The sequence below is a fragment of the Granulicella aggregans genome, from assembly GCF_014203275.1.
GTDB lineage: Bacteria > Acidobacteriota > Terriglobia > Terriglobales > Acidobacteriaceae > Edaphobacter.
On record NZ_JACHIP010000001.1, the window covers coordinates 271,979 to 293,621 of the forward strand.

Consider the following 21,643-nt stretch of genomic DNA (forward strand, 5'->3'; position numbering starts at 1 on the left):
CTAAAGCAACACCGATCCGCCGTCATTCTGGGCGAAGCGAAGAATCCCCGCATTTGGGCTGTCTATACTGCCAAACCCTGATCCTTGTCATAGACTTTCGCTATGTCTGAGCCCGTCGACGTAAACCACTATCCGCCTCTCGGTCTCGACGACGCCGGTCTAAAGAAGGAGCTTGAGGCTCTTCTAACAGCCCGCGCTCCGGGCAATGCCTATAGTTCTGACGGTAGTTTTTCAGCGACCTTGGCAACACTTCCCGTGGGTCTGAGGGCCATGGCTGCCACTCACTGTCTCGATATCAGCCTTACGCTGGACAGCATCATTTGGCACTTCGGCAACTTCGGCGAACCCGGTCTGGTCGAACAAACCGAAGCAGGTCTACGCGAACTCGGTTTACACGAACTGGCAAAGTGCTTCAGCGACGCGAAGCACATGATGCTACCGCTTCTCGCCCATAGAAAAGTGGAAGACGGCAACCCGTATGAGATTCTCGAACGTGCCGGCCGGCGCGACGAAGCGGACAAGATCAAGCGCCGCGCCTGGGATTTAGACAATCTCGGCAGGGGCAAATCTGTCATCTACGAAGCATGGATCCGCTACACGCGCGAACATCCGGATCGCGTCTTCGCGACATAATCGACCTCATTTCCCACATCCAGGTTTGTACTCCCACCCGTTTCCGCATACCATTAACCAAGTGGCAAACTTCCAGTTTGCCGTCGAACCTGATTCACGCTGTCGCGGGAGAGATCGAGCTTCTCCTCACTAGAAAAGCTCGGCGCCGAAGGAGCAACCGCCCCGGAAACTCTCAGGCAAAGAGGACCGCGACCAGCTGTATCAACCTCTGGAGAGAGGCATCCATCGAGATGTCCGCCGACGGGATAACAATCTCAGGCACACGGACAGAGGGGGCGCACCAGGCAGGCTGATGACTCAGCCGCAAAAGGATCGCGCCCCATGAATCTGACGCCCTCGACTTCCGACCAGACGACCCTCGAACAAGACCAGCCACAAGACCAGACCACCGGCGCCATGAACGACGCCTCCGCGAACGACAGCAACACCCTCGAAGTTCCGGCCACGGTTTCGATCGCGCACGACACCTCCGAAGCCTTTGCGCGTCGCCACATCGGCCCCTCGGCCGCCGATGCCGCCGCTATGCTTAAGATCCTCGGCGTCAGCAGCATTAGCGAACTCATCGCCCAGACCGTCCCAGACACGATCCTCGCCCCCGGCCAACTCACCTTCGGCCCCGCGCTCACCGAACCCGAAACCCTCGCCTACATGCGCTCGGTCGCCGCCAAGAACAAGGTCCTCACGTCGCTCATCGGCCAGGGTTATTACGGCACACTGACACCCGCCGTCATCCAGCGCAACATCCTCGAAAATCCAGCCTGGTACACGGCCTACACGCCCTACCAGCCTGAGATCAGCCAGGGCCGCCTCGAAGCCATCATCAACTTCCAGACCATGGTCGCCGACCTCACCGGCCTCGACATCGCCAACGCCTCTCTGCTCGATGAGGCCACCGCTGCCGCCGAAGCCATGGCCATGGCCAAGCGCGGAGCGAAGTCCGCAGCCGCAAAATCCAGCGTCTTCTTTGTAGACCAGGATTGCCACCCGCAGACTATTGCCCTGCTCGAAACCCGCGCCAAGCCCTTCGGCTGGACACTCGTCATCGGCGACGCCGCCACTGAACTCCAGCCCGAAAAAGTATTCGGCGCGATCTTCCAGTACCCCGGCACCAAGGGCGACATCGTCGACTATCGCGAGACCATCGCCGCCCTCCACGCGGCAGGAGCGGTAGCCGTCATGGCGACTGATCCCCTCGCCCTCACCCTGCTCGCCAGCCCCGGCGATCTCGGCGCGGATCTCGCCATCGGCACCACCCAACGCTTCGGCGTCCCGCTAGGCTATGGAGGGCCTCATGCTGGGTTCTTAGCGACAAAGGATGAGTTCAAGCGCAACCTCCCCGGCCGCCTCGTCGGCGTCTCCATCGACTCCCGCGGCTCCAAGGCCTACCGCCTCGCCCTGCAGACCCGCGAGCAGCACATCCGCCGCGAGAAGGCCACGTCCAACATCTGTACCGCGCAAGTTCTGCTCGCCGTCATGGCCGGAATGTATGCCGTCTATCACGGGCCTGAAGGGCTGAAGGCGATTGCAAACCGCATCCACACCAAGACCGCAAAACTTGCCGCCGGTCTAGACTCCTTCGGCTACAAGATCACCACCAAGCTCTACTTCGACACCATCACCGTCACTCTTCCCGAGGCAGAAGCCGAAGCCATCCACACCCGCGCCGTAGAAGGCGGCATCAACCTCCGCAGAACCAGTGCGAAGGAAATCGGCATCTCGCTCGACGAGACCTCCACAGAGGCCACCATCAAGGCCGTCTGGGAGGCCTTCTGCCCCGGCAAGAACCCCATCTTCTACTCTGACGCCGCCGAGCAGTCGCTCCCCAAGCCGCTCCTCCGCACCAGCGCATTCCTCACCCATCCCATCTTCAACCAGTACCACTCCGAGACCGAGATCCTCCGCTACATGCGCCGCCTCGCCGACCGCGACCTCGCGCTCGACCGCGCCATGATCCCGCTCGGCTCCTGCACCATGAAGCTCAACGCCACCACCGAGATGCTCCCCATCTCCTGGCCGGAGTTCGCCAACATCCACCCCTTCGTCCCGGCTGATCAAGCGCTAGGCTACGCCGAGATGATCGCTGATCTCGACAAGCGCCTCTGCCAGATCACCGGCTACGATGCCTTCAGCTTCCAGCCCAACTCCGGCGCGCAGGGCGAGTACGCCGGCCTCCTCGCCATCGGCGCGTACCACGCCAGCCGTGGCGAATCGCAGCGCAAGATCTGCCTCATCCCCGCCTCCGCACATGGAACAAACCCTGCCTCTGCCCAGATGGCCGCCATGGAAGTCGTCGGCGTCCTCTGCGACGATCACGGCAACGTCGATGTCGACGACCTCCGCGCCAAGGCCGAAAAGTATTCCGACACCCTCGCCGCTGTCATGGTCACCTACCCATCCACCCACGGCGTCTTCGAAGAACGCATCCGCGAGATCTGCGAGATCGTCCACGCCCACGGCGGCCAGGTCTATCTCGATGGAGCGAACCTCAACGCCCAGGTGGGCCTCGTCTACCCCGGCAAGTTCGGCGCGGATGTCTCGCACCTCAACCTGCACAAGACCTTCTGTATCCCCCACGGCGGCGGTGGTCCCGGCGTAGGTCCCATCGGCGTCCGCGCCCACCTCGCGCCATTCCTCCCCGGCCACCCGAGCCTCGACTCAACCAGTCCCGTTGGCCCGGTCTCTGCCGCCCCATACGGTTCGGCCTCGATTCTCGCCATCTCCTGGGCTTACATCCTGTTGATGGGTGGTGAAGGGCTCACTCAGGCTACCGAGACGGCGATCCTCAACGCCAACTACATCGCCGCCCGCCTCGACCCGCACTTCCCCGTTCTCTATAAGAACGAGCATGGCCGCGTAGCCCACGAGTGCATCCTTGATCCGCGCCCGCTGAAAGCCACCAGCGGCGTCAGTGTCGATGACCTCGCCAAGCGGCTCATCGACTACGGCTTCCACGCTCCGACGATGAGCTTCCCGGTCGCGGGAACCCTGATGGTCGAGCCCACAGAGTCGGAATCAAAAAATGAAATAGATCGCTTCTGCGACGCCATGATCGCCATCCGCAACGAGATCCGCGCCGTCGAGGAAGGCCAGCACTCCATCACCGAGAGCCCTCTCCGCTTCGCGCCCCACACCGTATTCGATCTCACCGACGACGTCTGGGACCGCGTCTACACCCGCAGCCAGGGCTGCTTCCCGCCCACCTCGCGCCGTCAGGATAAATACTGGCCGCCGGTCAACCGCATCGACAACGCCTACGGCGACCGCAACCTCTTCTGCTCCTGCCCGCCCACAGCGGAGTACGCCGAAGCCATCAGCGAATAGCCCACCCTTTTTACTTGTTTGTCATTCCCGAAGGGAATCTGCTTCAGCAACGCCACAAATCCGGGTGCCCCATCCATCGCGCAGTTGTTTTATGCGATGGGTGGGACATTCGTGCGAAGCACGAACCGCCTTCCCCATCCCGCCCACAAATCTCCGTCATCCTGAGTGAAGGTCCTTGCAGTTTCACCGCAAGGGCCGCAGTCGAAGGACCCGCCACCACTTGCCTCCGCCACTACTGCCAAGAACCTTTCTGCCCCAACCGCCGAAGGCTCAGACCACCGCCACTACTCCCCCGGCAAAACCCTCTCATACGCCGACTTCACAATCTGGTAGCACTCACAGCTAGCGCCCTCCAGCTTCGCCCTATCCGCGATGTGGATCTTCCCCCGCTTGTAGTCGATCATCCCCTGCCGCTGCAGCACACCCGCCGCCACCGTCACCGTCGACCGTCTTGACCCCAGCATCTGCGCCAGGAACTCCTGCGTCAACATCAGCAACTCGCTCTCGCTCCGGTCGGCCGAGGTCAGCAACCAGCGCGCCAGCCTCGCCTCCACCGCATGCAGCCGGTTGCACAGTACGGACTGCGACATCTGCACCGTCTGCAGATAGATAAAGTCATGCACCAGAGTTGCCAGCATGCCGCCCTTCAGGAACTCCTCACGCAGCACCGACAACCGAATTCGCAGACCATGCCCTGCGCCCTGTACCTGTACCGAATGCTGCATCTGCGGATGCCCGAGCAAACCCGCCAATCCGGCGAACCCCTCACGCCCAATCACGCCCACCTCGACCGACTCGCCTGAAGAGGTCAGCGCATCCGTCGAGATCAATCCCGTCAGCACAAAGTAGGCATGCTCCACCGGCTGGTGAGGCTCGGAGAGCCGCATCCCCAGCGGGAGATCCACAGGCACAAGGAATCTTCCCAATGTGGCAAGCTGGCCTTCAGGCAATCGCGACAGGATCAAATTCTGTGGCACTTTTTTCTCTGCTACGTGCCATCGTTCGATTGCCAACTTTAGCTTCCTTTTGCGAGTCGTGACTTTGCTTCCCAGGAACGCCCGTGTCTTGCTGCTGCATAACTTGGGGATAGTGAGATAACACTAAATCGAGGTTTTGCTGCATGTCTGTCGGCTAAGCTACATATAGCGAAGGACTTGTCGACTTTCTCGCGTTCGTGAACCATACCGGCCACGGCGACTTCCCTTCTCCCTCGATTCGCTCCGCTCCATCGCGTCTCCCGCCAAAGTAGAATGGACAGGCAGCTTCGCCCCGCCCACCCGGGCGCTGAAAGGTATCACCTAAAAAATGCAGCAGGCTCGAAAGCAAGTCGTCCACCGCTGGTCGCAACTCTTCATCCCCACCCTGCGTGAGGCCCCCACCGACGCCGAAGTTGCCAGCCACAAACTGCTCCTGCGCGGCGGCTACATTCGCCAGCTCGGAGCCGGTATCTACAGCTATCTGCCGCTCGGCCAGCGCGCCATCAACAAGATCATCGCCATCGTTCGCGAAGAGATGGACGGCATCGGCCAGGAGTTCCTGCTGCCTACGATCCACCCCAAGGAAGTCTGGGAGGCCAGCGGTCGATGGACCGTCATGGGCGACAACATGTTCCGCCTCAAGGACCGCAAGGGCGCGGAGCTCTGCCTCGGCATGACCCACGAAGAGGTCATGACCGACATCGCCCGCAACGAACTCCGCAGCTACAAGCAGCTCCCCCAGATCTGGTACCAGATTCAGACCAAGTTCCGCGACGAGCCTCGCCCCAAGTCCGGCCTCCTACGCGTCCGCCAGTTCATCATGAAGGACGCCTACAGCTTCGACATCGACGAGGCCGGGCTCGACGCCAGCTACATCAAGCACGACGCCGTCTACCGCCGCATCTTCGACCGCTGCGGTCTTGAATACGTAGCCGTCGAAGCCGACTCCGGCTCCATGGGCGGCTCGCAGTCACAGGAGTTCATGGTCTACACCGAAGCCGGTGAAGACCTCATCGCCTCATCCGCATCGGGCTACGCCGCCAACCTCGAAAAGGCCGTCTCCGTCCTCTCTCCGGTAGAAGACCTCGCCCCCACCGGCGACGGCCTCCCCGAGCTCGTTCACACTCCCGGCAAGGGCGCGATCGCCGACATCTGCCAGTTCCTCGGCATGCTGCCCTCGCAGGACATCAAGTGCGTCGCCTTCATGGGCACCGTCGCCGCTCCCACAGCCGACACTCCGCTACGCCCCGTTGTAGCCTTCCTGCGGGGCGACCACCAGGTCAACGAGACCAAGCTCTGCGCCATCGCAGGCGTTGCGGAACTCCGCCCCATGCTGCCTGCTGAACTGGAACTCCACATCGGCGGCCCGGCGGGATTCCTCGGTCCCGTAGGCATCGCCGAAGTCATGACCCAGGGCTCGCTCAACGGCCTTAATTCCGGCAAGGAACTCGCCAAGCTGAAGGGCGTCTCCCGCGAGACCACAAGCGAAGGCCTGAAGACGATAGTCATCATGGACCTCGGCCTGCAGGGCCGCAGCAACCTCGTCGCCGGAGCCAACAAGCTCGATTACCACTTCCGCAACGTCACCCCATCGCGCGACTTCACCGTCACCGCGACCGCCGACATCCGCAACGTCCTCGAAGGCGAGCTCGATCCGATTGGCAACCAGCCCCTGCGGCTCGGCAAGGCTGTAGAGATCGGCCACATCTTCAAGCTCGGCCGCAAGTACACCCAGAGCATGGGCGCGACCGTCCTCAACAAGGACGGCAAGGAAGTCACGCCCATCATGGGCTCCTACGGCATCGGCATCGAGCGCATTCTTACAGCTGCCATCGAGACGTCGGCCGCGAAGTTTGCGTCTAACCCTGAGAGCAAGCAGGAAGGCTATGCTCTACCCTCTGCTATCGCCCCCTTCGAGGTCGTCGTCACCATCACCAACATCAAGGAAGCCGACCTCTTAGCCGCAGGCGAGTCCATCGCCAACGACCTCGCCGCCGCAGGCTTCGATGTCCTCCTCGACGACCGCGACGAGCGCGCCGGAGTAAAGTTCAAAGACGCCGAGATGATCGGCATCCCCTACCGCATCAACATCGGCAAGAAACTCTCAGAAGGCAAAGTCGAGTTGGTAGACCGCTTGCTCAACCAGACCCACGACGTTGCCTTGGCTGACATCGTCTCAACTCTTCAGCGAACTATCTAACCGCCACGTCCAAAGCCGTCATCCTGAGCGAAGGCTCTCGCAGCCTCATACGAGAGCCGCAGTTGAAGGACCTGCATCTCGGTTCGCCCAACCCAAACTGTCCGAACCTTTCAGCCCCGAATCCGTACTTGCTCTAAGCATCCCGCACCACCCAAACTAAATGCCCGTAAAACTCAAACTCGGCAACCGCACTCGCAAGACCTTCGGCGGCACGATCCTGCGTGGCGCTCTCATCGCCGTCCTCGGCGTCGCGATCCTCTTTGCCTGCATCTTCGGCGTCCTCTACTTCAAATATCAAAAAGTGGTTGACGACCGCCTCGCCTCCGGCCCCCTCTTCGCCAACACCGCGCAGATCTACTCCGGCTCCCGCGAGGTCCGCCCCGGCCAGCACCTGACCGCCGGCACCATCGCCCGCGAACTGAAGTCCGCCGGCTACAACGGCAATCCCGCGCTCGGCACCTTCCAGCTCTCCGGCGACAGCATCCAGATCAAGCCCGGCACGGAGTCCTTCCACTCGACCGACGGAGCAACGATCGCTACCGAGGACGGTGTCGTCACCTCCATCACCGCCGAAAACGGAGCGTCGTTGCAGGGCTACAAGCTCGAGCCCCAGCTCATCACCGCTCTCTCCGAAGACAAGGGCCGCGTCAAGCGCCGCCTCGTCAAATACGACGAGATCCCCCCGCGCATGGTCGAGGCAGTCACCTCCATCGAGGACCGCCGCTTCTTCGAGCACGGCGGCGTCAACTACCTCCGCCTCATCAAGTGCGGCGTCACCGATCTCGTCTCCGGCAAGAAGCGCTGCGGCGGCAGCACCCTGACGCAGCAGCTCGCCAAGAATCTCTTCCTCTCCCCAGAGAAAAGCTACAAGCGCAAGATGATTGAGCTGCTCATCACCTTCCAGCTCGAAGCCCGCTTCAACAAGCAGCAGCTCTTCGAGATGTACGTGAACGAGATGAACCTCGGCCACCGCGGCAGCTTCGAGATCAACGGCGTCGGCGAAGCCTCCCAGGCCTTCTTCGGCAAGGACTTCAAGCAACTCGATCTGGCAGAGTGCGCGACCCTCGCCGGCATGTTCCAGCGCCCCAGCTACTACAACCCCTACCGGTCACCAGAACGAGTGGTTGAGCGCCGCAACGTCGTCCTCGACTCCATGATCGAGACGGGCGCCATCACGCAGACCGAAGCCACCCGCGCCAAGGCCGAGCCTCTCCGCCTCGCCCCGCCCAACGTCGATGCCAGCGAGGCACCCTACTTCGTCGACCTGGTCCACGACCAGCTCGTCCAACGCATCGGCGATCAGGCCCTCGGACAACAAAGCCTTCGCATCTACACATCGCTCGATCCCGACCTCCAACGGTCTGCATCCGAAGCAGTTGAAGCAGGCATGAAGAACGTCGACGAGCTGATCCGCAAGCGTCACAAAAAAGACGACACAAGTATCACCTATCCCCAGGTCGCTCTTGTCGCGATCGACCCCCATACCGGCCAGATTCTCGCCCTCGTCGGCGGACGGAACTACACCAACAGCCAGCTTAATCACGCTGTCGCCGAACGCCCCACCGGCTCCATCTTCAAGCCATTCGTCTACGCCACCGCGTACAACACCTCGCTCAATGGAACCGAGCTCGACGGCGGCGTCTTCACCGCTCTCACTAAGCTCAATAATGACGCTCAGGACTTCGGCACCGGTGGCCAATCCTACATCCCCGGCAACTTCGAGCACGGCGAATATCCCGGCATGGTCACCGCCGTCCAGGCCATCGCCCACTCGCTGAACATCGCCACCATCGCCCTCGCGCAGAAGGTCGGCTACGAGAACGTCGCCGCTCTCGCCCGCTCCGCCGGCATCGTCAACGCCCGGGGAACACCGTCGGTCGCCATCGGCACCTACAACGCCACACCCATCGACATGGCCGGCGCGTACACCGTCTTCGCCAACAACGGCGTTCACCTCAAGCCCTGGCTGCTCGCCAGCGTTCGCAATCCCAACGGCGACATCGTCGCGGACTACGCCCCCGAAGCCAAGCAGGTCCTCGACCCGCGAACCGCCTATCTCACGCAGTCCTTGATGGAAAACGTCATGACCTTCGGCACCGGTGCCGCTGCCCGGGCCCACGGCTTCACCGCTCCCGCCGCAGGCAAGACCGGCACCTCGCACGACGTCTGGTTCGCCGGCTACTCTTCGAATCTTCTCTGCGTCATCTGGGTCGGCAACGACGACTACACGGACGTCTCTCACGGTCTCAGCCGTCCCCTGCAGGGAGCCGATGCCGCCGCCCCCATCTGGGCTGAGTTCATGAACCGGGCCATCAAGCTACCGCAGTACTCGGACATGAAGTCCTTCACCGCCCCATCCGGCGTCCAGGCGGTACGCATCGACAAGGAATCCTGGCTCGCCGCCGACCAGTCCTGCCCCAACGACTATTACATCTCCTTCCTCGCCGGCACCGCTCCGCAGAACACCTGCAGTCACATGGGCGAGTCGCAGCAGAACTTCTTTCAGAAGCTCTTCGGCATCGGCGGCGACAAACAGCCCGAGCCTCAACCTACTCAACCCGGCCCCAATACCGACGGCAATGCTGCCCCGGATGTGCCTGGCCAGCAACCTCAACAAAAGAAGAACATCTTCAAGCGCATCTTCGGTGGCGGCGACAAACCCAAGACTCCCCCACCAAATCCTGATCCCAACGCCCCACCCCAATAGCATCTGCTTGGCCAGCCAATTCAAACCGGGTGCCCCATCGCAGTCTCATCGCGATGGGTGGGAAACGAAACGTTCCCAGTACTGATCCGGGCCATCATCTTCATCCGCTTCTAGCCACCGACGCGAAAATCGCTGTCAAGCCCGAAAACCCCGCAACCGAAACATTCCAGAAGAGATAAAAGTTGCCCAAAGGATACCCGCAAATTGATATCCTTAATTTAGATCGAAAAGCGAAAGGCCCGGACGGTGTCCGGGCCTTTCGCTTTTAACTCGTCTCCCTCAGCAACAAATTCCGCTATTTCAAGACCTTAGCCGAAAGCCTCACGCCAAACCATTCATTCTATGAAACTTACACAAACATCCAAAACCATCCCTGGGGGTGGCTAAAAAAGAACGAAGGAGTCGCCATGTACGCTCTCTGCACCCAAATCAAATCTTCCGACGGCAAAGTCTGCCAATCCCCTGCCCTCAGAGGAACCGACCTCTGCTACTTCCACTACCGCTGGAGAAAGCAAAAACCATCCGCGGTCCGTGCCGTTCCACCGAACAGGAAGACGGTCTCTCCCAAAAAGGATCGCGCCCTCCCCTTCGTCTTCGACGACCTTGACACGCCCGAGTCCATCCAGACCGCGCTCTCGCTCGTAGCCACCGCCATCGCGCAGGACAAGTTGGACCACAACCGCGCCTCCGCCATCCTCTATGCCATCCAGATGGCCAACGCGAATCTCTCCAAACTCCACTACGCTCTGCCCGCGGAAGAACAGCAACCAGAAGAGGAGCAGCAGGAGGCATGGGAGCTATACCTCAAACAAATAGAACCCGAAGCAGTCGGCGACCCGTTCTCTCTTACGCCCTGAACCCTATCCCCTACACTCTGCCTCTAGTAAGCCTGCGCCTGGTTCAGCGGCAGCCGCACCTGAATACAGGTCGCCCCCGCCTTCGATTGCACGGTCATACTTCCCGAGTGCTTATTGACGATCCGCTGCGCCGTATCGAGTCCCAGCCCCAGCCCGCGTCCCGGAGCCTTGGTCGTGAAGAACGGCTCGAAGATCCGCGACCGCAGCTCATCCGGAATCCCCTTCCCGTTGTCCCATATCTCCACCAGTGCCGACTGGCCGGAGATCGTCGTCTTCAGCCTCAACGTGGGCTCCTGATCAGCCGTCTCCTCCATGGCCTCCAGCGCGTTCTCGATCAATGCCGTCCACACCTGGTTCAACTCGCTGCCATAAGCACTGATTCGAGGCAGGGCGGAATCATACTCCCGGACCACCGAGATCCCCTGCAGCCGCGACTGCAGCATCGCCATCGTCCGCTCAATCGACTCCGCCAGATCTACATCCTGGATTGGAGCCTGGTCCATATACGAATAGTCCTTGATCGCCGAGATCAGATCGAAGATCCGTACCGTCGAATCGATCACCGTCTCCGCCATCCGCTCCACCCGCAGCGACATCGCAAACGCCGGAATGCCCAGCACCATCAGTTCCGGCGACGCAATCTCCGCCAGATCATCCAGTTGCGCAATGGTCAGCGGGCTCTCCGCCAGTGACGGAGCCAGCGCCCAAGCCTCGGGAATCCCGTGCCCCTCAAGCCACTCCGCCAGCGCGTCCTCGCGGTCCGCGACCACCAGCGGGCTGAAGCGTGCATTCGATATCTCGGAGAAGTCCGCCATCTGCTCGCGAGTCCGCTCATACCAGGCCTTCAGGGCAATATTCTGATCGTCCGACTTGATCGCTCTTCCAAGGTCGTGGCGCGACTGCCCGAACCTCTTCAAATCCCCAAACAGGCTTGCCGCCGCCCGCTGCGCCGCCGAAGCCGGGTTATTCAGTTCATGTGCGAGGTTCCCCGCCAGCTTGCCTAGCGCCAGCAGCTTCTCGCCCTGCTGCTCCATGCGGGTGACTTCGCGCGTCCGGTCCAGCAGCACGGAGACGCACCGCTGCGTCATCGATGGAATCGCCGCCAGCATCTCCGGAAACATCGATTCATCGATATTCAGCGACCAGCCACACCCCACGCAGTACCCGTCGCCGCCATACGTCTTCATCCGCGAGTACGGAATCTTCCCCGTCATCTGTCCCGCACGTCCAATGAAGATCTGCGCCGCTGATCCCTTCGCCCTCCGAACGTGGATCTCGCCCTTGAGAATGAAGTGCATCTTGTCGACCGGACCGCCGTCCACGAATACAAGGTTGCCGTCTTCACCCGCCCACTCGGTTCCGCGGGTTGCAAGCCATTCATACTCGGAGTCGCTCAGCCCCTGGAGGGGATGCACACTCTTCAGAGCCGCGACAATCTGGTCCACCGGCGTCGGCACCTGGGGCTCGGCCATGAACACCCGTGGCGCAGCCGGCGGCATCGTCGCCAGCAGATCGTAGCTACTTTGAGTGCCCATTCATTCCCTCCCGCAGCCCCATCGGCCTCGCGTCCATCCGTTCAATCATCTCTATTGTGACAGGTACATCTCTGAGGGAAACCTCAAGATGAAACGTCATCCCGGGCATCTGGTTGAGCATTCATGTCCCATTTCATCGCAGCGCAATAGCGATGAGTGGACCCGCCCCAAACTCCCAGGCCGAAACTCCAAAAACACATTCGTATGCAGAATAGATGACAACAACCCGCTCAACGTTACAAATCAGATCAAAAGTGTCCGTATTTCTTATACGCACAACTCTTGCGATCCGTTCCACCCGCTTAGCTGCCTTATCCCTCGGCTCCGCTCAGGGTTCGCAGCCCTGAATTCTCTACCGGCAGCCAGATCGAAAACACCGTGCCCCCGGGGCCAGCGCCAGCCCGGCGCGTTCTTACCGCCACCGTTCCGTCATGCTTGTCGACGATTCCCTTGCTTACCCACAATCCCAGCCCCGTCCCGGTCGCATCTTTGGTCGTGTAAAACGGCTCAAACAGGTGGCTCATAATCTCCGGGCTGATTCCCTCGCCGGAGTCCGCAATCGTAATCCGTACACCTTGCCGCCCTGCACCGTCGCGTGCGGGCCGCAACCTCACCGCCAGACGCCCTCCACCAGACATGGCGTCAATCGCGTTTCGGATGAGATTGTTCAGCACCTGCCGTATCTCGCCCTCCAGGCAGAATACCTTCGGCGAAACCTCAAGCTTCCAGTCCACCCCGATCCCGCGCACCAAAAATCTTCCACTGTAAAGCGAAATGATCGACCGCAGCAACTCCGCCAGATCTACACTTTGGGGATTGTTCTGCTGACGGTGGAAACGCAGCGTCTGAACCGTGATCTCGCTGACCCGCGTCAACTCTTTCTGCGCGATCGACGCATACTCCTGGATATCTTCAAGGCTCTCTGTCTGCCGAATCAGGTACAGCAGGTTCGTCAGTGACTCAAGAGGATTGTTGATCTCATGCGCGATCGCCGACGCAAGCTGCCCCACTGCAGCCAGCTTCTCGGACTTCCGCAACATGTCCTCCTGCAGCCGGTCCTGGGTGATATCGGTATTTACGGCGACCGCTCCTATGATTTTGTCCTTCAACACGATCGGCGCAGCGTCGCTCTGGATCCACGTGTTCGCCCGGCGGATCGTCTTTGTGCTCGCCTCTCCCTTGAGCGCGCGATCCATCGTGTTCAACTGCGAAGGGAACGCATGGCCCGACATCTCGAGCGCCCGCCGGTTTTGCCGTGTCTTTCCGTCGGTAGTCCGGATGAAGATCGCATGGGGAATGCTCTCAATCACCGCATCGAGCTCAGCCGTCCGTCGCTCGGCAAGCTCATACGCCTTTTGCAACTCCTCCTGCTGCTGACGGATGTCGCTGACATCCCGGAACGTCACCACCACACCCACGATCCGTCCATCGACCTTCACGGGCTGCGCCGAGATCTCTGCCAGGAACGGACTGCCATCTTTTCGGAACATCGATTCCGTAATCTGACGCAGTGCCCCTTTGTTGCGGAACACCCCGTACACAGGGCACTCTTCATCGGGATATTCGCGACCGTCGGCATAGTGATGGTGGGTCAGGGCGTGCATATTGTTGCCCAGCATCTCTTCGCTCTCGTAGCCGAAGATGTTCGTCGCAAGCTGATTCACAAACGTGCAGTTCCCATCAAGATCCAGACCCCATATGCCTTCGCCGGCGGAATCGAGCAGCGCCTGCCAATGCCGATCCTGCGAGCCTTCCACCATGGAAACCCTGCCTTCCACCTCTGTTTGTACCAACTGCCCCACCCTTCAAAACCCTCAGCACCGGGCAGCTTACCGTCCGCTTCTGGTGGGTAGGATGCAGGTTGGCGCAAGATGGCCCCCTCTGCGACTTGCATTCGTTGGCACTGCTGAAACACCTGCCAGTGGCCCCCGCAATACTTCTTGGCGCAGCGATATACGGCGAACACGCGCGAACAGATTGACTTGTGATCGAATCTTTTTCCCACCTACGAGCCAGAGCCGCATGAACAGCGGTCTTTCCGCATACTGTGGATGCGACCCACCTTCTGCCGAAGCCCCACCGCGTTGACCTCGCAGCAACGAGTAGCTATACTTCATTACAGGTGAGCGGGAGTAGCTCAGTGGTAGAGTGCTTCCTTGCCAAGGAAGATGTCGCCGGTTCGACCCCGGTCTCCCGCTCCAATCAGCGCCAGTTCGCGCTATCATTCTCGGCAGCTTGCTGAGAGTCCTTAGATTGCGATGGGCCTGTCTCAGCCTGCCCGAGGCGCGGTACCCAAGTGGTAAGGGAGAGGTCTGCAAAACCTTTATGCGTCGGTTCGATCCCGACCCGCGCCTCCAATTTCCTAAAAACTTACACCGATCTACACCGCGACTTATGGACTCTAGGAGTCGGCTGATCCTCTATGTTTATTGCGAAGATGCTCATTCCAATATGGGCATCGCTGCAAACAGCGAGCCACACGTTCCCCTCCAAGTCTTTGGCGACTTCCCGCTACCTTCAGGATCCGCCAACAGTTTGAAGCCCAAGAGTGAATCGGCTTACTCCCAGCCACATGTGAACTTCGACAAGTTGCTCAGGAACGAGCGTTGCGGCTTATATCAGCCGCCCAGTTACACTGGGCACGGAATGATTTTCTGGAGGCACCTGTGCGAAAGATCTACCTGATGCTGATGTTGTTGGTCCTGAGCGGCGTGGCTGTGGCTGATGCCGGCGCGCCCGTCTACGATTTCAAGCTGAACTCCATCGACGGTGACGCCACCACCCTGGGGGCCTATAAGGGCAAGGTGCTGCTGGTGGTCAACGTCGCCAGCGCCTGCGGATTTACGCCTCAATACACCGCGCTCGAGGCCGTCTACGAGAAGTACAAGGATAAGGGTCTGGTGATCGTCGGCGTACCCGCGAACAACTTTGCCAACCAGGAGTCCGGCAGCAATTCAACGATCAAAGAGTTCTGCAGCGCCAAGTTCCACGTGAAGTTTCCGATGATGTCGAAGGTCTCGGTAAAGGGCGACGATAAGACGCCGCTCTACAAGTACCTCACTGCGGCACCCAACGTTGGCGGCGAGATCAAGTGGAACTTCACCAAGTTCCTCATCGCCCGCAACGGGCAACCGATCGCTCGCTTTGAACCGGCCGTGACCCCGGATTCGCCAGAGGTGATCTCGGCGATCGAGTCTGCGCTGAAGTCCTAGGCGCTGCGATGCCTGAGGCCAGTTCCTCATGAGCCAATGACCGGGCCGACGCCTGATCGCTGAGTCCTGCCTTGCAGATCACCTCGGCGATCAGGTGCCTATTCGGGTTGTCCTGGCTCCGCGCGTATCAGGAATCTTTCCTTAGGCACCCAGGTAGATCTAGTTTTAAACACGATGGGCGATCCAAAGGCTCTTGGATCGCCCATCATGAAACCGTGTCCTTGTTTCACAAGAATCGGACTATTCGGCGACGACCGTGATACCCGTGTTGCCCGACAAATAGACCTTCCGGCTACCAAAGTTGACGGCAACGTAGTTGGCGTTGACTCCGCTAAGAGTCGCCGTGACTGCGTTCGTCTTGCCATCAATCACCGTCAAGTTGCCCGTCCCCGTGTTGGCAACGTACACCTTGTTCGTAGTGGGATCGACATCCACACCGTACGGATTATCCTGCACCGGGATCTGAGCGAGGACCGTGCCATCCTTGTCGAGCACTATCGTGGTGGCTACGCCGAGGTCATCATTGGTGACGAAGACGTGGCCGGTGACCAGGTTGGCCGCAGCGAAGATATTGGTATCGCCTACGATGACGTCAGCGATGCGAGTGTGGTGGCGAACATCGAAGACCTCCGCCTGGCCGGTCACGAAGGGGATGTACAGCCTTTGATCGACGGGGTTGAAGGCAATGCCGAACGGCTCCAGATTGCTGGTGTTGATGTTCTCTACGATCTTGCCGGTCACTGCGTTGATCACATCGACACGAGAATCGCTGCCGTTCGCGATGAAGAGTTTGCGGCAGATGGGATCAAAGGCAACGCCGAGAATGCCGTCTCCCGGGTGCGTGAGGATCGTCTGGGTGGTGACGACCGCATCTGTCTTGCCATTGATCTCGGTCTCCAGGCAGGAGAAAGTGGCCGAGTAGTTGTCGCAGCCAACCGCGTAGACCAGGTTGCGAAGATAGTCGACGACGACAAAGTTCGCGGCGCCTACAGGGACCGGAATCTGCTTGATGACCTTATCCGTCTTGCCGTCGATCACGAGGATCGCGTCCGCAGAGCCTCCGAACGTGGGGGCGGCAACATAGATCTTGTTGGTGATGGGATTGGCTCCAAGTCCCACCGTCGGCTGGGCGGTCGGGATGGTGGCTTTGATGGTTTGGGCGGGCGCGGCCACGGCAACGGTGGCTGCGAGAGTTGCGAACGCAAGCGACTTCAACATTTTCATTTCCCTTTCAAAGCAGGTGGAAGGTCTGGAGTGGTGCCAGCTTTCGCTGACTGGGCGCGATGCGAGTCCGGCTGCAGTTACCGGATCGTCTGGGAGGTGTGAACAGAAGGTGCAAACGCAAGGGGTCGAGCCGTCCGCCAGACGCGGAAGGAAAAGATACTCGAACAAACCCTGTGCGGGAACGCTCAGAAGCGGCGCGCCGCACAGGGGAAACTCATTGCAGGGTGATGGTGAGGTTGAGTTGATTCATCACCGTGGTCCCATCAGGGGCAACTCCGCTGCCGGTCACCTGAATCATCGAGGTGCCTGGTTGGGAACCACTTTGCGAATTTTTTCCGTTGCCGCCGCAGGCGATCAGCGAGGACAGTGGAAGTAATAGAACCGCGCCGAAGAGGATCATCCGGCCGGCCCCACGATGTGCAAATCTCCTTCGGGCGAAGACCAGGAGGAGACCCCCTGTCGCCGCTGGAAATAAGAGTGCACCTGCGAGAACCTCCTCTGGACCGTGCTGTAACGAGGCCTGGGTTCCCGCCGCTACGATGGTCAGAACTCCCGTGGCTGGTCCAGGCCCGGATCCATTCGCGTCGGCAACCGGAGTCAGCGATTGGGGATTCATGGTGCAGGTAACTCCTGCCGGAAGCGCGCCGCAGCCTACCGTCACGGATCCGGCAAAGTCGTTTAATGGCGTCAACGTAATCTTCACCGAGGCGCTCTGGCCGATTGGGACAGTCAGGGCCGAGGGCGTCGCTGAAAGGGTGAAGCTGGCAGCCGGGAGGATGGTCAACGTCCCGTTGATCGGCTGCAGCGTCCATACGGGCGAACTGAACGTTCCCTGGGTTACCACGATCGGATAGTCGCCAGGCGGAGAACTGCTGTCAGCAGTTGTCGTCAGCTGTGGCATGCCCGAGTAGGTATTGGCCGCGATGACTGCGCTCGTGCTACCCGCGAAGTAGTAGGTGAAGTTCGGATTTGCCGCTCCAAACGCTCGCGTCATATTGTTTGCGTTCACCTGAAGCTGAGCCCGCGTGGTTTGGAAGGTCTGCGTGACTGGGGGAGCTGCCGCGTACAGATCGTTCCCGGGCTGAATTGCAGTCACAGTGACCGTGCCAATCACGGCGGAGTGGTCGGGAGGAATGGGAGAGAATTCGATCTGGTCATAGGTGATTGGACCGGTGGCGGCGATGGCCACTGCCAGACTGGAGCTCGCGGTCGCCTTCCAGGGAATCACGGAGTTCCCGTACGGAGTGTCGGCGACCTGGGGAAAGGTAATCGTCTGCGCCGCCTTCGTAATCGTGAGCGTGCCTGGAAGGAAGTTGAAGGTGTAGTTGGAGGCAAACAGAGTACCGCCGCTTGGGTCCAGACCGAGAGGATACTGGCCGGGAGCCGAGCTTGCCGCAGGTGGAAGGAAGGCCGGAGCTCCGCTTAGCACTGAAGGCCCATCACCATTTACGAAGCCGGTGGCCGTGTAGCTGAAGGCAGGATTGGTCGCTCCATAGGCTCGAGTGGCATCATTCGCCTTGATGCTGAGTATCGCGGGCTTGACCGTGAAGATCTGTGTCACCGGTGTCGCGGCGCCGAAGTTTTCGTCCCCCCCCTGCGCCGCGGTGACGGAAACCGCCCCGACTCCGTTTACGACCAGCCGCGAGCCAAGAATCGTTGCAGGACCGGAGACGGTATAGGAGACCGCAAGACCCGAGCTCGATGAAGCGCCAAGCGTTATGGCCGAGACACCATAGGTCACGTCAGGCAGGGCGCTGAAGCTTATGGTCTGCGCCACGCCGCCGGTAATGGTGAGCACTCCGTTCTGCGGCGTCAAAGCGTAGTTGACCGAAGCCAGCGTGCCTAGCGCAGTCGTGATCGGATAGGTTCCGGAGGCGGACTTCGGCGTGGCGCTTGTTGTGAGCACCGGCTGGCCGGTGACAGCCGTTGCCGCCGTCTCACCGAGCACCAATCCACCCAGGTGATAAGTGAGTTGCGGCAATGTAGAGGAGCTGTTGTAGGTGAAGAAGAGGTTGTCCGCTGCCACTGTGAGCGGGGCTTTCTGCACGCTGAGTGTCTGTGTAACGGGCGTGGCCGCCATGTAGGTCGTGTCGCCCGGTTGGCTGGCTGTAATCGTGATGTTGCCTGCACCGGTGATGGTGAGTTTCGATCCGCTTATGCTCGCTAAGTTCGCCGGGCTTACCGCGTAAGTGATCGTCAGGCTCGTGGGATTGCTATCGGGGCCGATCGACTGGGCCATCAAAGTGATCGGCGCGGTGCCGTAGGTGACAGTCGGGAGGGCCTGAAACTCGATGGTTTGCGCTAGCTTCTGGGCAGGGCCATCTACTTTCCAGATCAGGCTCGTGTCCGCGACATTGAGACCGCCGGTTGAGTCGATGAATGCGAACGAAGGGTTGGTCAGCATCAGAGACGAAGCCGGGCTGCCGTCTAGCGCAGCTTCCTGGGCCTGCGTAGCCGATGGGCTTGCGGTGATGCTGCCGGCGATCGTGAAGATCATCTGATCGCTGTGACGCACGGCGCGGATCGCGTTGTCAGCTTGGTCCGTAATGATGAGATTGTCATTGGCATCTACGCTGATTCCAATCGGGGAAAACAGAAGAGCCGAGGTCGCCGGACCGTTGTCGCCACAATTCGAGCCTCCACAAGAGGAGCCGATCACGCCTGCCACGGTGTGGATGCTGCCGTCCGAGCCAACCTTGCGGACTACGTTCGTCTGAAGCTCAGACAGATAGAGATTTCCAGCCGAATCGAGCGCGATGCTGTACACGCCACCCAACACGGCACTGGTCGCTGGGCCGCCTTCGCCGCAGGTGGTGTCACTGCAGAAAGTGCCGGGCTGAGTGATGTCGCCAGCGATAGTTGTCGTCGTCCCATCCGTACCGATCGCACGGACAAGGTTTGCGCCTCCATCGGCGACATAGAGAACACCATTGCTTAACGCAAGCGAGCTCGGCGAAACGAATGTCGAGTTGGCCGCGGTCGTCCCATTCGCCGATGCGGCGCTGATCGTATGGTTTGGATCGCCCGCGATGGTGGTGATGAATCCTGTGCTCCGATCGATCTTCCTCACGGCATAGCTGGATTCATCCGCCATGAGGAGGCTGCCGGTGCTATCGAAGAGAAGTGAACCGATGTAGCCGAGGGTGGCGTTCACCGCAAAGGATCCATCTCCGCACGCGCCACCGCCGCAACTCAGCCCTGCATTGTTGCCATTGCCGGCGATAGCATAGACGTTTCCTTTCACTGGAGTGAAGGGAGTCGACGCGTTCTGAGCGGCAAACTGGAGCAGGGGCGGGACGGCGCCTGAGATGTCCGCCGTGTAGTACATGTCGATCTCATAGGTGTTTGCGAAGTAGAGGTTCCCCGCCGAGTCCCTGACCATCGCGTCCGTCGTAGCCGCCAAGTCAGTCGGCGCTACGGCTCCGAAGGTCCCGGCGTATAGAGTCGTCGCCGTGCCCGAGCCGATCGTGAGATGCGCCGTGCTGTTCGCGTAATCCGCGACCGACTGCGCATGGGCAGGCGGAACGCTCGCCAGCAGGCCAACGCAAAGCAGCCACGCGAGGGCGAAGGATATATGCGAATAGAGTTTCCGGTTCATGAGTCGCTCCGTTGTTCTTCTTGCCGGTTCTTCTTGCGGGTGTTCTTCTCGTGCGCACAGTGCTGATGGTTATTGCTGATAGAGATAAAACTGAATGAGCTGGGTAACGTCTGCCGAGCCCGAGTTCGAAGCATCGTAGGAGCTGAAATAGATCACGTACTTGCCGGCGATCTTGCTTGCGATGGCCACCCCACGGGAAAGACATACCGGGCTACCCGACGGGTTGAATCCTGCCTTGATGAAGGGTGCAGTGCCCGCATCCTGCGCCACCCTTGGACAGACACCATTGGGGTCCAGGACTGAAAGTTGAGCGGACGTAAAGAGACCGTTCAGTGCGGCATCCTGCGTTCCCAGCGTGATCGTGTACGTAGTTGCGGGAGTCTGAGTCAGATTGTCGTTGGCATACATGCCGCCAGCCAGCGTCGACGACTTATCCGTTGGCGGAGTAAATGAGACCGCGTGGGTGCGGGAGTCACTCGAAGGATCGAACTCGTATACCAGACCGCGATACGTCCCGGTCGCGAGGTCCGTGGTGCTGATGGGAAAGTTTGGAACGGCCATGCCGATCTCCCCATACAGCGCGGAGCGGGTCATCGCCGGAGCCTGAGTGGGTGACCGGTCTTCGACGAAGAGGCCGTTGGGATTGAAGTGAAATGTAGGATTGCTCGCTGGCGAGTCCTGCGGTGTGACGAAGACTGCCGACGGATTGGCGGCGATCGTGCCCACTCCGTTGCTGCTCGCGCAGGTAGCGGCATAGGTCAGCGGATCGGTTCCGTTCTCAGTCTGCGCGGAACCGGCTCCGTAGTAAGGGATCTGGTAGCCATGGTTGTCGCCGAAGGTCCAACTCTTTCCATCCGTCGACGTGCTGGTGGTAAATGTTCCATAGGCCGGGGTAAGTGAGGACTCGTCTGCGGTTCCCGACGCCGCGTGCGGCCCCATCGTCAGGTAGATATAGCGCAGCCTGCCGATGATGGCGAAGCAGTCGGATTGAGCCACTAAGGGCACGGGAAATGCAGTGACATCCCCCGGCCGGAGCACCCCTGCGGAGCCCGGCTGCTCGACCGCGAGTCCGCGCTGTGCCCCGCTGGTATTGCCGAAGTTCATTACGCCATCGGTCTCGTTGAAGTAGCCTGCCTGCGCCGCAGCCGGAAACGTGATGGCCTGATAGCTGAACTGCTTTTGAACATCATCCAGGATGACGGAGTAATAACCGGGATTGTCGACCCCGGCATAAGTCGTCGTACTCGCCGGTGTTATGACCGGTGGCAATGGCGATAGGTTCGCCGAGTTGTCGGGCGCTCCTGTGCCGCACCCCAAGAATCCTGAGGTGACAGCCAGGGCGATCCATCGTGAACCACGAAAAGTTGTCTGCATAAAGG

12 protein-coding genes, 2 tRNA genes and 1 riboswitch are annotated in these 21,643 nt (G+C 60.3%); of the genes, 8 read left to right on the forward strand and 6 right to left on the reverse strand.

The features are described from left to right. The first annotated feature begins 102 nt into the window (after nucleotides 1-102). Nucleotides 103-633, forward strand: a complete 531-nt coding sequence (locus HDF16_RS01195; protein WP_184213342.1) for a hypothetical protein — start codon at nucleotides 103-105, stop codon at nucleotides 631-633. Nucleotides 634-728: 95 nt separating this feature from the next. After that, nucleotides 729-832, forward strand: a riboswitch (glycine riboswitch). Nucleotides 833-954: 122 nt separating this feature from the next. After that, nucleotides 955-3,954, forward strand: a complete 3,000-nt coding sequence (gcvP, locus tag HDF16_RS01200; protein WP_221312410.1) for an aminomethyl-transferring glycine dehydrogenase — start codon at nucleotides 955-957, stop codon at nucleotides 3,952-3,954. A 284-nt stretch (nucleotides 3,955-4,238) separates the two neighbouring features. On the opposite strand, the gene HDF16_RS01205 is transcribed toward gcvP, so the two are convergent. After that, nucleotides 4,239-4,931, reverse strand: a complete 693-nt coding sequence (locus HDF16_RS01205) for a Crp/Fnr family transcriptional regulator (RefSeq protein ID WP_348641203.1) — start codon at nucleotides 4,929-4,931, stop codon at nucleotides 4,239-4,241. A 328-nt stretch (nucleotides 4,932-5,259) separates the two neighbouring features. Here HDF16_RS01205 and HDF16_RS01215 point away from each other — a divergent pair, with 328 nt between their 5' ends. From HDF16_RS01215 to HDF16_RS01225, 3 genes are all read left to right on the forward strand, one after another. Beyond that, entirely contained in the window at nucleotides 5,260-7,131 is a 1,872-nt protein-coding gene (locus tag HDF16_RS01215) for a proline--tRNA ligase (RefSeq protein WP_184213346.1), read from the forward strand. Between the two features lie 160 nt (nucleotides 7,132-7,291). Continuing rightward, complete coding sequence (locus HDF16_RS01220) at nucleotides 7,292-9,838, forward strand: transglycosylase domain-containing protein (protein ID WP_184213348.1); 2,547 nt, start codon at nucleotides 7,292-7,294, stop codon at nucleotides 9,836-9,838. A gap of 407 nt (nucleotides 9,839-10,245) precedes the next feature. Further along, on the forward strand, nucleotides 10,246-10,695 hold the full coding sequence (locus HDF16_RS01225) for a hypothetical protein (protein ID WP_184213350.1): 450 nt from the start codon (nucleotides 10,246-10,248) through the stop codon (nucleotides 10,693-10,695). Nucleotides 10,696-10,718: 23 nt separating this feature from the next. Here the strand turns inward: HDF16_RS01225 and HDF16_RS01230 are convergent, their stop codons facing one another. Together HDF16_RS01230 and HDF16_RS01235 are read right to left on the reverse strand one after the other, a co-directional pair. After that, on the reverse strand, nucleotides 10,719-12,230 hold the full coding sequence (locus HDF16_RS01230; RefSeq protein ID WP_184213352.1) for an ATP-binding protein: 1,512 nt from the start codon (nucleotides 12,228-12,230) through the stop codon (nucleotides 10,719-10,721). 311 nt (nucleotides 12,231-12,541) lie between these two features. After that, nucleotides 12,542-13,990, reverse strand: coding sequence for a PAS domain-containing sensor histidine kinase (locus HDF16_RS01235; RefSeq protein WP_184214128.1), 1,449 nt, complete (start codon nucleotides 13,988-13,990; stop codon nucleotides 12,542-12,544). Between the two features lie 366 nt (nucleotides 13,991-14,356). Here HDF16_RS01235 and HDF16_RS01240 point away from each other — a divergent pair. The 3 genes from HDF16_RS01240 to HDF16_RS01250 all read left to right on the forward strand — a co-directional run bounded on the left by HDF16_RS01240 (nucleotide 14,357) and on the right by HDF16_RS01250 (nucleotide 15,442). Next, nucleotides 14,357-14,431: transfer RNA gene (locus HDF16_RS01240), tRNA-Gly, on the forward strand. 81 nt (nucleotides 14,432-14,512) lie between these two features. Further along, nucleotides 14,513-14,587: transfer RNA gene (locus tag HDF16_RS01245), tRNA-Cys, on the forward strand. Between the two features lie 309 nt (nucleotides 14,588-14,896). Further along, on the forward strand, nucleotides 14,897-15,442 hold the full coding sequence (locus tag HDF16_RS01250; RefSeq protein WP_432432227.1) for a glutathione peroxidase: 546 nt from the start codon (nucleotides 14,897-14,899) through the stop codon (nucleotides 15,440-15,442). A gap of 240 nt (nucleotides 15,443-15,682) precedes the next feature. On the opposite strand, the gene HDF16_RS01255 is transcribed toward HDF16_RS01250, so the two are convergent. The 3 genes from HDF16_RS01255 to HDF16_RS01265 form a co-directional block, all read right to left on the reverse strand. Further along, on the reverse strand, nucleotides 15,683-16,666 hold the full coding sequence (locus tag HDF16_RS01255) for a YncE family protein (RefSeq protein ID WP_184213353.1): 984 nt from the start codon (nucleotides 16,664-16,666) through the stop codon (nucleotides 15,683-15,685). 214 nt (nucleotides 16,667-16,880) lie between these two features. After that, nucleotides 16,881-20,264 (reverse strand): MBG domain-containing protein, encoded by a 3,384-nt coding sequence (locus tag HDF16_RS01260; RefSeq protein ID WP_184213354.1) that lies wholly within the window; start codon nucleotides 20,262-20,264, stop codon nucleotides 16,881-16,883. Between the two features lie 69 nt (nucleotides 20,265-20,333). Beyond that, nucleotides 20,334-21,638 carry a hypothetical protein gene (locus HDF16_RS01265; RefSeq protein ID WP_184213355.1) on the reverse strand — a complete coding sequence of 435 codons (1,305 nt, stop codon included), beginning with the start codon at nucleotides 21,636-21,638 and terminating at the stop codon, nucleotides 20,334-20,336. Nucleotides 21,639-21,643: the final 5 nt, after the last annotated feature.